This is a genomic window from Rossellomorea vietnamensis NBRC 101237, from assembly GCF_001591825.1.
Taxonomy (GTDB): Bacteria; Bacillota; Bacilli; order Bacillales; family Bacillaceae_B; genus Rossellomorea; species Rossellomorea vietnamensis.
This window is the reverse complement of sequence record NZ_BCVQ01000079.1, coordinates 1-11,653: the sequence shown is the minus strand read 5'-3', so window position 1 is coordinate 11,653 and position 11,653 is coordinate 1. Positions and strand designations below refer to the sequence as shown.

General features: G+C 46.1%; 9 protein-coding genes. 4 read left to right on the top strand and 5 right to left on the bottom strand.

The window, feature by feature from the left end; translation table 11 throughout:
- The first annotated feature begins 180 nt into the window (after positions 1–180).
- From fdhD to BVI01S_RS21220, 3 genes are read left to right on the top strand one after another with little or no spacing between them, the layout of a single operon-like run.
- A complete protein-coding gene (gene fdhD / locus BVI01S_RS21230) occupies positions 181–984 on the top strand; it encodes a formate dehydrogenase accessory sulfurtransferase FdhD (protein WP_244886969.1) in 804 nt (267 codons plus the stop codon).
- Positions 985–1,022: 38 nt separating this feature from the next.
- Positions 1,023–3,968: a formate dehydrogenase subunit alpha gene (gene fdhF, locus BVI01S_RS21225; protein WP_061811486.1), complete on the top strand. Its 2,946-nt coding sequence runs from the start codon at positions 1,023–1,025 to the stop codon at positions 3,966–3,968.
- A complete protein-coding gene (locus tag BVI01S_RS21220) occupies positions 3,961–4,449 on the top strand; it encodes a helical membrane plugin domain-containing protein (protein ID WP_061811485.1) in 489 nt (162 codons plus the stop codon). The genes fdhF and BVI01S_RS21220 overlap by 8 nt, the downstream gene beginning before the upstream one ends.
- Positions 4,450–4,512: 63 nt before the next feature.
- On the opposite strand, the gene motS is transcribed toward BVI01S_RS21220, so the two are convergent.
- From motS to BVI01S_RS21200, 4 genes are all read right to left on the bottom strand, one after another.
- Positions 4,513–5,235, bottom strand: coding sequence for a flagellar motor protein MotS (gene motS / locus BVI01S_RS21215; RefSeq protein WP_034765703.1), 723 nt, complete (start codon positions 5,233–5,235; stop codon positions 4,513–4,515).
- On the bottom strand, positions 5,225–6,040 hold the full coding sequence (gene motP, locus BVI01S_RS21210) for a flagellar motor protein MotP (RefSeq protein WP_061811484.1): 816 nt from the start codon (positions 6,038–6,040) through the stop codon (positions 5,225–5,227). Before motP ends, motS begins: the two co-directional genes overlap by 11 nt.
- 59 nt (positions 6,041–6,099) lie before the next feature.
- Positions 6,100–7,098 carry a catabolite control protein A gene (ccpA, locus tag BVI01S_RS21205; RefSeq protein WP_034765699.1) on the bottom strand — a complete coding sequence of 333 codons (999 nt, stop codon included), beginning with the start codon at positions 7,096–7,098 and terminating at the stop codon, positions 6,100–6,102.
- Positions 7,099–7,461: 363 nt separating this feature from the next.
- Positions 7,462–8,538 carry a bifunctional 3-deoxy-7-phosphoheptulonate synthase/chorismate mutase gene (locus BVI01S_RS21200; RefSeq protein WP_034765697.1) on the bottom strand — a complete coding sequence of 359 codons (1,077 nt, stop codon included), beginning with the start codon at positions 8,536–8,538 and terminating at the stop codon, positions 7,462–7,464.
- Positions 8,539–8,743: 205 nt separating this feature from the next.
- On the opposite strand from BVI01S_RS21200, the gene BVI01S_RS21195 reads away from it, so the two are divergent.
- On the top strand, positions 8,744–10,903 hold the full coding sequence (locus tag BVI01S_RS21195; RefSeq protein WP_061811483.1) for a cell division FtsA domain-containing protein: 2,160 nt from the start codon (positions 8,744–8,746) through the stop codon (positions 10,901–10,903).
- A gap of 46 nt (positions 10,904–10,949) precedes the next feature.
- Here the strand turns inward: BVI01S_RS21195 and BVI01S_RS21190 are convergent, their stop codons facing one another.
- A complete protein-coding gene (locus BVI01S_RS21190; RefSeq protein WP_061811482.1) occupies positions 10,950–11,504 on the bottom strand; it encodes a YtxH domain-containing protein in 555 nt (184 codons plus the stop codon).
- Positions 11,505–11,653: the final 149 nt, after the last annotated feature.

The following is an 11,653-nucleotide window of genomic DNA, read 5'->3' as shown; positions in this document are numbered from 1 at the left end:
CACCTGCAGCGGAAATCAACCACTCCTGGCTACCTTACATAGCCACAAAGTTTACGAAATGAACCTTATATCAAATTAAGGAACTATTTTTTCATTTTTTTAAACATTTCATGTTTTCCTTTCTTACTTAATAGGGAAAACACGATATGATGATAGTTTCATAAAGGGGAGGATATGCTGTTGGAGGATAAAAGTATTCTAACCCGTACTGTCCGCAAATATGGAAATGGAGCCTTTTTTGATGAAGTGGATGAGGTGGCGGCTGAGTTCCCACTTACCGTTCATTTAAATGGGGAGGAATGGGCGACGATGGTCTGTTCTCCTTCCAACCTGGAAGAATTGGTGGTTGGCTTTCTGGCTTCAGAGGGGATCATTCGGCGCTTCAACGAAATCACCCGTTTCTCCATCGATCAGGATAAAGGGTTCGCCTATGTACAAATCGATAAACTGCCGGAAGACAGGGCCAGGAATACCTCGAAACGATTTATCGGTTCCTGCTGCGGGAAAAGCAGACAATTTTATTTCACGAACGATATGCTCACAGCCAAAACGGTTACGGCCAATACGGAACTTACCGCTGTCATGGCCATTCATCACATGCAAGAGCTGCAGGAGCATTCCCGGGATTTTCACAGGACAGGGGGAATGCACAATGCAGCGATCTGCAGCACAACTGGCATCATCCAATGCTATCAGGATATCGGAAGACATAACGCACTGGATAAGCTCTATGGATATTGCCTCATGAATCATATTCCGGTCAAGGATAAGGTCATTGCGTTCAGCGGGAGGATCTCTTCTGAGGTACTGCTGAAGACTTCCAAGATGGGAATCGCCATCCTGCTGTCCAAGTCGGCCCCGACCAATCTTGCATTGGAACTCGCAGATGACCTGGGGATCACGGCCGTTGGATTTATCAGGGGTGACAGGATGAATATCTATACACACCCTGAAAGGATCACCGGTACAGAGCTACATATGTAGGAAAGCACGTAAATCGATCAAGAGGGGGAGTTTTTTTAATGGAAGGAAAGGTAACCGTATTCATCAATGGCATTCAATATGAGGCAGAACGTGGTATGTCTGTCCTGGAATTTCTTAATCTGAGTAAGGTGGAAATCCCACAGGTTTGTTATCAGGAAAGTCTCGGTGCCATCGAAACCTGTGATACATGCATTGTCTCCATTAATGGGGAATTGAAAAGAGCCTGTGGGACACCGCTTCAGGAAGCAATGGATATTCAGACGGAGCTTTCCCATGTGAAAGAGGCCAGATTCAAAGCAATGGACAACATTTTAGAGAACCACGAGCTATACTGTACGGTCTGTGAGAAAAACAACGGTGACTGTACCCTCCATAATACAGTGGCTATGATGGGGCTCGAGCATCAAATGAAACCGTTTGAACCGAAACCATATGAGAAAGATTTCTCCGGTCAATTCTATCGGTATGATCCGGATCAATGTATCCTTTGCGGAAAATGCGTGGAAGCATGCCAGGATATACAGGTCAACGAAACGCTGTCCATTGACTGGGAGCGTAAAAATCCCCGTGTCATTTGGGATCAGGATGTCCCGATCGATCAGTCCTCCTGTGTCAGCTGCGGCCAATGCGTGACGGTATGTCCATGTAATGCCCTCATGGAAAACGATATGCTCGGAAAAGCGGGTTATATGACGGGCTATAATACGAGCCTCTTGAGATCGATGATAGATATCACGAAAAATGTGGAAACAGGCTACGGCCCCCTTTTCGCCGTTTCTGATTCAGAAGCCCAGATGAGGGATGATCAAATCAAGAAAACCAAAACCGTATGTACGTATTGCGGAGTGGGCTGCAGCTTCAATGTGTGGACAAAAGGAAGGGATATTTTAAAGATGTCACCTACAGAAGAAGCCCCGGCTAACGGGATCGCCTCCTGTGTGAAAGGGAAATTCGGCTACGGCCATGTGAACAGCGACAAACGCCTCACACGTCCGTTGATCCGCGAAGGAGATCACTTCAAAGAAGTTGAATGGGAAGAAGCCCTCCATTATGTGGCCGAGAAATTCAAGGAAATCAAAGAAAAGAATGGACCGGACGCACTCGGATTCATCGCCTCATCCAAGGCCACCAATGAAGAGTCCTATCTCCTGCAAAAGCTGGCCAGACAGGTCATTGGAACGAATAACGTGGATAATTGTTCCCGCTATTGCCAGTCTCCCGCAACCAAAGGGTTATTCCGGACCGTCGGATACGGAGGAGATGCTGGATCCATGAAGGATATCGAGCATGCCGACCTGGTCATGCTGGTCGGGACAAACACAGCGGATGCCCATCCTGTGCTCGCTTCCAAAATCAAACGTTCCCACAAACTCTTTGGACAAAAATTGATTGTGGCTGACTTACGAAAGCATGAAATGGCCCAGAGAGCCGATCTTTTCCTACATCCAAATCCAGGGACCGATCTCGTATGGCTATCTGCCCTATCTAAATTCATCATTGATCAAGGTTGGCATGATAAAGAGTTCATCGATGAAAAGGTGAATGATTTCGATGAGTTTTATCAAAGTCTTGCTCCTTTCACAATGGAATATGCCGAGGAAAAAACGGGTATTTCCCAGGAACATCTCAAAGCCGTCGCAGAGAATATCCACCGGGCAGGTTCAACGGTCATTTGCTGGGCAATGGGTGTTACCCAGCATCAAATCGGATCCGATACGTCTACTGCCATCTCCAACCTCCTGCTGGTGACAGGAAACTATGGAAAACCCGGAGCAGGCGCTTACCCTCTCCGTGGTCATAACAACGTCCAGGGAGCAAGCGACTTCGGTAGCATGCCCAATACCTTCCCAGGCTACCAAAGTGTGGAGGATGAAGAGATCCGTGCAAAATTCGAAAACGCCTGGAATGCAGAGCTTCCTAAAGATATCGGGATGAACAACCACGAAATGGTGGAGGAAATCCACGAAGGAAACCTGAAAGGATTGTATGTCACCGGTGAGGATATGGGAATCGTCGACTCTAACATCAACTACGTGACAGACGCATTTGAGAAGCTTGAGTTCTTCGTCGTCCAGGATCTGTTCCTCACAAAGACCGCCGAATATGCCGACGTGGTGCTTCCTGCCGTACCAAGTGTCGAAAAGGAAGGAACCTTCACGAATACAGAACGACGCATTCAGCGTATTTACCAAGCACTCGAGCCATTGGGGGAAGCAAGACCCGACTGGGAGATTTATTCAGGTATAGCTGAAAAACTCGGATTTAACTGGGGCTATCAATCTCCGGCAGACATCATGGATGAAGCCGCTTCACTCACTCCATTGATTGCCGGGGTTTCCTACGACAGATTGGAAGGGTTCAACAGTCTGCAATGGCCTGTGCAGGAGGACGGGACGGATACACCTCTCCTTTATACGGACGGGTTCCACTTCGATGACGGTAAAGCCCGATTCTACCCGCTCCAATATGAATACAATTATCCTGCACAAAAAGGATACGATTATCATGTGAATAACGGACGGGTTCTTGAACATTTCCATGAAGGAAATATGACCTCCCATACGAGAGGCATCCGAAATAAAATCCCGGAACCATTTTTTGAAGTGTCCGAGAAAATGGCTAAGGAACTTGACATTGAAGAAGGGGCCCTCATCAAGCTTTCCAATGATAATGGTGAGAGCACCGGCAGGGTCCATGTAACGAAGGAAGTGTTCGAGAAGGAATTGTTTATCACCTTAAACAGTGACGGTAAAAATGCGGTGAACTATTTGACGAGCAGCAATGTAGATAAAGACACGGATACACCTGCTTATAAAGAGGTTCCTGCCAAAGTGGAAGTTCTCGAGAAAAAAGGGAAATCGCCCATTCCCCATAATAATCATCGCTGGGCAACACGCAATCCGCAATTGGGCCCTGAAGTAGAAAGAAAATGGGATCGAAAAGATTACGTCTTCCCGGGAAGTGAGGTTGATACGAATGGCTAAATCCATTGATAAGATTATTCCTCTCGAGATTCCGAAAGAAAAAATTCAGGAGCAGAACTTGAATGAACTGATAGAAGCCCTGGCTGAAAATAAAGATTCCCTTTTAAAGGTCATCGGAATCATTAAGCACATGGATGAAAATCGAAATCTGGATACAATCAGCGCCATGGTAAACCATCAGGAGGACATCCTGTATAACTTCTCAAAAGAAGCCAATAAAGATCAGAACGCGGCGATTCTTAATAACTTGGCCCGTATGACTGAATTACTGGGGAGTTTGAACCTGGAAGGGATTGAAACATTGAGTGTCCGGAATACGCGAAATCTGAATATAGGAAAAGAAAGGCCGCCGACCAAGAGAACCGGGATTTTCGGACTGTTCCGCGCCTTAGGGGACCCGGCCGTTCAGCGTACGATTACAATCATTATCTATATATTAAGAGGAATCGGTAAAAACCGGGTAAAAAACGACAAGAAATAATTAATAAAAAACAGGCTTCCGACCTTTAAGGGTGGAAGCCTGTTTTCTATTTTTCCTGTACGTCTATTGTTCCTCATACGCTGGATCTGTGATGATCACTTCGACCCGCCTGTTTTTCTGAAGGTTCTCCACTTTATCATTAGGTGCGACGGGACGCGTATCCCCGTATCCGACGGCGATGAATCGCTTCGGATCGAGATCTTCCGTTGTGATCAAGTAACGCACCACACTGCTCGCCCTTGCCGACGAGAGCTCCCAGTTTGACGGGAAACGATATGTATTGATCGGGCGGTTATCTGTATGCCCCTCCACTTTTACAAAGTTCGGGATTTCGGATAATAGCACGCCGACCTTGTCCAAAAACGGATAGGCATCCGGAAGGACTGTCGCTTCACCTGAAGCAAACAGGGCTTGTTCCTGAAGGACCAGCACGACTCCCCGCTCAGACCTGGTCGCCACCACGACATCAGTCAATTTGTTTTCGTTCAAATAGCTCTGAATATCGGCCAGTAACGAGTTCAGGTCCTGTTCCGCTTCTCTGCCTTCACCAGATTTCACTTCGGGTTCTGCCGACGGTTGATCAAAAGGGATGACAGAAGGATAGAATTCGAGAATCTGCCGCTGCTGAAAGGAATCCGCGATGGTCCTGAATTTCACAATATCGATCTGTGACATCGAGAATAATAGAATAAAGAATACAAGAATAAGAGTAATGAGATCAGAAAACGTAACCATCCATTTTGGAGCCCCCGGAGGCTGAGATGCCGGTCTTCGTCTACGCTTCATCTGATGCTGCCCCTTCTTGTTTCCTTTCTGAATACATCTGCAATTCCTCGTTGGATAAGAACACTCTTAATTTTTCTTCTAATATTTTCGGATTTTGACCGGATTGAACCCCGATGACACCTTCGATCACGATTTGTTTCATAAACACTTCTTTCTCTGTTTTCATCGCAAGCTTGGAGGCCATTGGCAGGAAGACGAGATTCGCAAGCAGGGATCCATACAGGGTCGTAAGTAAGGCGATCGCCATATTGGGACCAAGTGAAGCAGGATCGTTTAAATTCTTTAACATCAGGACGAGACCGATCAGCGTACCGATCATCCCCCATGCAGGGGCATATTCCCCTGCCTTATCCAATAAACTCTTATTTTTACGGTGCCGCTCTTCTAACGCAATGATTTCAGCATTCATGATATCGACGATCACATCCTGCTCGATTCCATCGACTGCGAGCAGGACCCCTTTTCGGATAAAGGGATCCTCGACCGCTTCCACTTCTGCCTCAAGTGAGAGAAGACCTTCCCGCCTCGCCTTTTCTGACAGGGTCACAAACGTCCGGATCAAGTCATGAAGATCATATTCCACATCCCGGAAGGATTCTCTTATCACTTTCCCCAGCTGTTTCAATTCCCTGATCGAAAAGCTGACCAGCATGGCTGCGATCAATCCGCCGATCACCACGAAGATGGACGGAAGGTCGATGAAGGAACTGAATCCGGTCACTCCCGCATTCGAAATGATCGCGAATGCAACGAATAGAAACCCGACTACAACCCCTATTGGTGTAAGAACATCAAGCTTTTTCATTTTGACTCTCCCTACAAAATAAGTTCTGTTTGTCTTTATCCTTTATATCGACAAACTCCTTACTTTGTTGAGTTACGGTGCTCAAGTCGATGCGGAAGAACAACCGTTGATTCGTCGACAGTTTCTTTGTTCATATATTTCGTCAATAATCTCATGGCTACTGCCCCAATATCATATAGAGGCTGTACGACTGAAGTCAGTTGAGGTCTTACCATGAGCGCTAATCGTGTGTTATCGAAGCTGATGACTTCTACTTCTTCCGGAATGGACACGTTCTGATCCTGAGCACCATGGACGACACCAAGGGCCGTTTCATCATTCCCGACGAAGATGGCTGTCGGCTTGTCCGATAGCTCAGAGAACTTCTGCCATGCTTCAAGGCCTGAATCATACGTGTATTCACCTTCTACAACCAGGTCATCACTGTATTCGACGCCTGCCTTGGCAAGTGCTTCCCTGTATCCTTCAAGTTTGAACTTCATGTTGATCGTATCGTGGAAAGGACCGCTTACAAAGCCGATGCGCTTGTGGCCCTTCTCAAGAAGGTCTGAAACCGCGTCAAAGGACGCCGCTTTATAATCGATGTTCACGGAAGGAACCTTGTTCGTTTCTTCAACGGCACCAGCTAATACGATCGGTACCGGAGAGCGTTCGAATTCCTGCACATGCTCTTCTGAAATATGGCCGCCGAGGAACAGGATACCATCCACTTGCTTCCCAAGCATTGTATTCAATAGATGAAGTTCCTTCTCGGTATTCTGATCTGAGTTACTTAGGATGATATTGTACTTATACATCGTGGCGATATCTTCAATCCCACGTGCAAGTTCTGCATAGAAGATATTTGAGATATCAGGGATGATGACCCCGACCGTCGTCGTTTTCTTGCTCGCAAGCCCTCTTGCTACAGCATTCGGACGATAGCCGAGTCGATCGATGACCTCTAATACCTTCTTCCTTGTTGCGGGTTTGACATTCGGATTTCCGTTAACCACTCGGGAAACCGTCGCCATACTTACATTGGCTTCTCTTGCTACATCATATATTGTCACGTTCATAGCTTACACTCCTTTATTCTTCTACTCATTTACCTTATTCTACACCAAATAAACCTAAAGAAAAAAGCGATTACAATAGTTTGTTAAAAAATGCACATATTTATGTTCACATTAGTGTTATATAGGTTATTTATCTTCAATTATGTAGATAATCATACGATAGACTTGATATTACTGCAATGACCACCTTTTCATTTGTGCAAAAAGATTATTATAGCATATTGAGGGGGAGTACGGTCGGCTTATTTTTATAAGGAAAATGGTGTTTCGCTGATAACTGTATCAGCCTCCCAGACAATGCTCTTGTTTCCCACCATAAAAAAGGGCTGAATCCCCGTTGAAAAGGATTCAGCCCTTCATTTATTATACTTCTATCGTTCTGCCCTTCAATACTTCCTTGTAGAAATGATCGAATTGGTCAAGGTCCATTTGCTGAGCGGAGTCGGATAAGGCAACGGCAGGATCGGGATGAACCTCAGCCATGACGCCGTCTGCGCCGATGGCAAGTGCCGCTTTCGCTGTTGGAAGCAACAGATCTCTGCGTCCGGTTGAGTGCGTTACATCCACGAATACCGGTAGATGCGTCTCCTGCTTAAGAATTGGTACAGCTGAAATGTCAAGTGTGTTTCTAGTTGCTTTCTCGTACGTACGGATTCCACGCTCACAAAGGATGATGTCACCGTTCCCTTGAGAGATGATGTATTCAGCAGCATTGATGAATTCATCGATCGTTGCGGCTAAACCACGTTTAAGCAATACCGGCTTTTTAACGGCACCGGCTGCTTTTAATAATTCGAAGTTTTGCATATTTCTTGCACCGATCTGAATCACATCAATGTATTCCACCGCATGTTCGATATCAGCAGGATTCACGATTTCACTGACGACAGCCAAATCATATTCATCCGCCACTTTTTTAAGGATTTTCAGGCCTTCAATCCCCAGACCCTGGAAGTCATAAGGCGACGTTCTTGGTTTGAACGCTCCGCCACGGAGCATTTTCAATCCTTTTGCTTTGACGGCTTTTGCGACTTCTGCCACTTGCTCGTATGATTCAACGGCACATGGACCGAAGACGAAATGAGGCTTTCCATCTCCAATGGCTTCTCCATTAATATTGACGATTGTGTCTTCCGGTTTCTTTTTACGGGAAACCAGCAGGGCTTTCCGATGATCGTCCTTCTGAAGTTCCAGACCGGCTTTGAAGATTTCTTTAAAAATATGTTCAATGGTCGAATGTTCGAATGGACCATCATTATTTTCTTTAATCAGATCAAGCATTCCTCGTTCACGAACAGGATCATAGCGGTATACTCCTTGAGTCTCCTTGACACGACCGATTTCTTGAACTAGTTTAGCACGTTCATTAATGGTGTCTAATAGTTTTAAGTTCATCTCGTCTACTTGTTTACGTAATTGATCGAGCTCTTGATTACTCACAATACAGCACCCTTTCTTTTTTTATCCTGTTCATACGCAAAAACTGTTATAGTTTTAAGAAAGTATGATACATTTTTGATATTGAAACTTATTATAATAGAACACATCGAAAATGTCACGATAAAATTCTTTATTAATTAGACGCTTTTAAGCGCTAAAGTATTTTAGTATTGTATGAGACTAGGCTAAAGCGGGTGAATACGAATTGAAAAAAAAGCAAAAAATCTTTGCATTGGACATCGGAACACGATCGGTTGTCGGGATCATTTTAGAAGAAATAGACGGAATATTTCAAGTTTCAGATATATTAATAGAAGAACATAAGAAACGGGCCATGCTCGATGGACAGATCCATGATGTCCCGGCTGTTTCTGAGGTTATCTCCTCCATCAAAGAACAATTGGAAAAGAAACACGGTCCCCTTTATAAAGTATGTGTCGCAGCGGCAGGTCGCGCCCTGAAAACCGAAACGGCCCTATCAACGTCAACGATCAAGGGAAAACCCCTCCTTCAGAAAAACGATGTCCTTCATCTGGAATTGAGCGCCGTTCAGCAGGCACAGGCAGCAGCTGCAGAAAACGAGAACGATTCAAAGGGCTATCATTATTATTGTGTTGGGTACTCCGTCCTTTTTTACCGGTTGGATGGCGAGGAAATCGGCAGCCTGATCGATCAGCAGGGGGATGAAGCAAGCGTCGAAATCATCGCGACCTTCCTGCCCCGTGTCGTCGTGGACTCCCTGATTGCGGCCCTGACACGGTCAGGGCTTGAGATGGAAGCCCTGACGCTTGAGCCCATCGCTGCCATTAACGTGCTCATACCTGAATCGATGCGGCGTTTGAATGTTTCCTTGGTTGATATCGGGGCTGGAACATCGGATATCGCCATCACCAATATGGGCACGGTCATCGCCTATGGGATGGTGCCGACAGCAGGGGATGAAATTACTGAAGCGATCAGTAACGAATTATTGCTCGATTTCCCATTGGCCGAGCAGGCGAAAAGGGATCTGCAGTCTTCAGAAGAGATCACGGTGACCGATATCCTCGGGTTCGAAACGAGTTTCCCGTCCCATGAAGTGGTAGAGAAGATCTCCCCTTCTGTGAACCGGCTGGCAGGCGAGATTTCAAGTGAAATCCTGCGCCTGAACAACGGAAAGCCTCCACAGGCCGTCATGCTCGTAGGGGGAGGCAGCCTCACACCCGGACTTCCGGGACAACTGGCTTCATCCCTGGAGCTGCCTGCCAACCGGGTGGCCGTAAGAGGCGTGGACGCGATTCAGAACGTGACTGTATCGGATGAAGTGACAAAGGGACCTGAACTTGTCACGCCGATCGGGATCGCCATTGCAGCGAAGCAGGCCCCGGTCCAATATGTCACGGCGTATGTAAACGACCAGCCTGTCCGCTTATTCGAAGTCAAGGATCTGACAATAGGCGACTGCCTCCTTGCTGCGGGATTAAAATTAACCAAGTGGCATGGTACACCCGGGAATGGTTTCTTTGTCAATGTGAACGGACAGGATATCACGTTACCCGGTGGTTACGGAGAGCCGCCCCTCATCGAAAAAAATGGCCACCAGTGTGCACTGGACGAAAAAATTCAGAATCATGACCGAATTTCGGTTCAGAAAGGGAAAGACGGATCATCTCCTCAGGTGACGATCGGAGACCTTGTGGATTCCTCTTCTTCAAAACAGATTGTTATAGACGGGGACCCGCACCTTCTCTCCCCTCTCGTCTTCAGGAATAATCAAATGGCGCGATTGGAAGACATCATCGGTGACCGTGATTCAATCCGGATTGAATTGATTGATACCCTCCAGGACCTGTTGGCCCATTTAGGCTACAACGAATGGATGGAGAGTACCAAGCCTTATCGAATCTCCATCAACGGTGTGGATACCTTCTTCCCGGCCTATTCCGGAAAATTATTGATCAATGGGATCGAGGCGAAACACTCATCTAAAGTCAAGAATGGGGATGTCATCACATACAAACCCGGTGTCACTCCAACGGTGAATGAACTGCTTGCCAAGAAACAGTTTACCGTGGCAAAAGCCATCACGATCACGTTTAACGGACAGGAATTGCATCTTCGGAAAGAAAGCAGCATCATCACTCGTAATGATATCAAGCTCGACATGGAAGATCGTTTATTCTCCGGTGATAGCATCCTGATTGAAGAACAACAAGCGGGTTCATTTATCTTTCAGGACTTATTCAACGCAGTGGAAATCAACATGCCCCCTCATTCGAACGGAAGCTTTGTCCTTTTGAAAAATGGAGTCGAAACGACTTTTTACGAAGAAATCGAGCAGGGGGACGAACTGGAAATCATCTGGCCCCAAGCCTCCCGCAGATAAATCTCAGACAACAAAAAAACTGGCGATTGCGCCAGTTTTTTTATTATTATGATCCAACTTGTCCCGGGATGCTGCTTGTACGGTTCGTTGGATGAATGGACTGATCTTCCGATGTGGAAGTAGAGCTTTTCGCAGGCTGAGACGGTGTGGATTCACCTGTTACTTCTTCTCCCGCTTCCTTCACTTTGCTGCCGATATCCTTTAATTCTTCTGCCGCTTCTTTCGTCGTGGCAATCATTTCAGTAGAATCATCTTTGATTTGACTGACTTGATCCACCACATCGTCATTCACCTTTTCGTACAGGTTCTGCGCGTCGTTGATGGCTTCTTTTAGCACATTGGACGCTGTTTTCAAGCGGTCCTGCCAGTCATTCACCACTCCTGAAGGATTCTCTCTCACTTTGGCAACCATCCCCATTGTAGAGTCCTTCATGTCGGATGTTCTTGATGTCACATTTTTTCTCGTTGTTTTATCCAGCATGGCAAGGGCTCCACCTACGACGGCTCCCATCACCATTCCTTTTACTAATTTGCCGCTCCTTTTTCCGTTCACTTTCGCATTATTTCTTGTCCCAGTTTCATAAGGTACAGGCTGTGTCATAAATCGTTCCTCCATTTATCTATTTTTTATTCTTATAAGTTACCTTCCCTGTGAGAGGATAAATAAACGTTAAGGAGGGAATTACCAAATATTATCAACTTTTGACCTTTGTTGCTTATGAAGGAGCGAGTAGTGGTTGATTTCCGCTG

Excerpts from the sequence above, each read along its gene's own strand:
- fdhF (WP_061811486.1), top strand. The coding sequence starts at position 1,023 with ATGGAAGGAAAGGTAACCGTATTCATCAATGGCATTCAATATGAGGCA.
- BVI01S_RS21220 (WP_061811485.1), top strand. The coding sequence starts at position 3,961 with ATGGCTAAATCCATTGATAAGATTATTCCTCTCGAGATTCCGAAAGAA.
- motS (WP_034765703.1), bottom strand. The coding sequence starts at position 5,235 with ATGAAGCGTAGACGAAGACCGGCATCTCAGCCTCCGGGGGCTCCAAAA.
- motP (WP_061811484.1), bottom strand. The coding sequence starts at position 6,040 with ATGAAAAAGCTTGATGTTCTTACACCAATAGGGGTTGTAGTCGGGTTT.
- ccpA (WP_034765699.1), bottom strand. The coding sequence starts at position 7,098 with ATGAACGTGACAATATATGATGTAGCAAGAGAAGCCAATGTAAGTATG.
- BVI01S_RS21190 (WP_061811482.1), bottom strand. The coding sequence starts at position 11,504 with ATGACACAGCCTGTACCTTATGAAACTGGGACAAGAAATAATGCGAAA.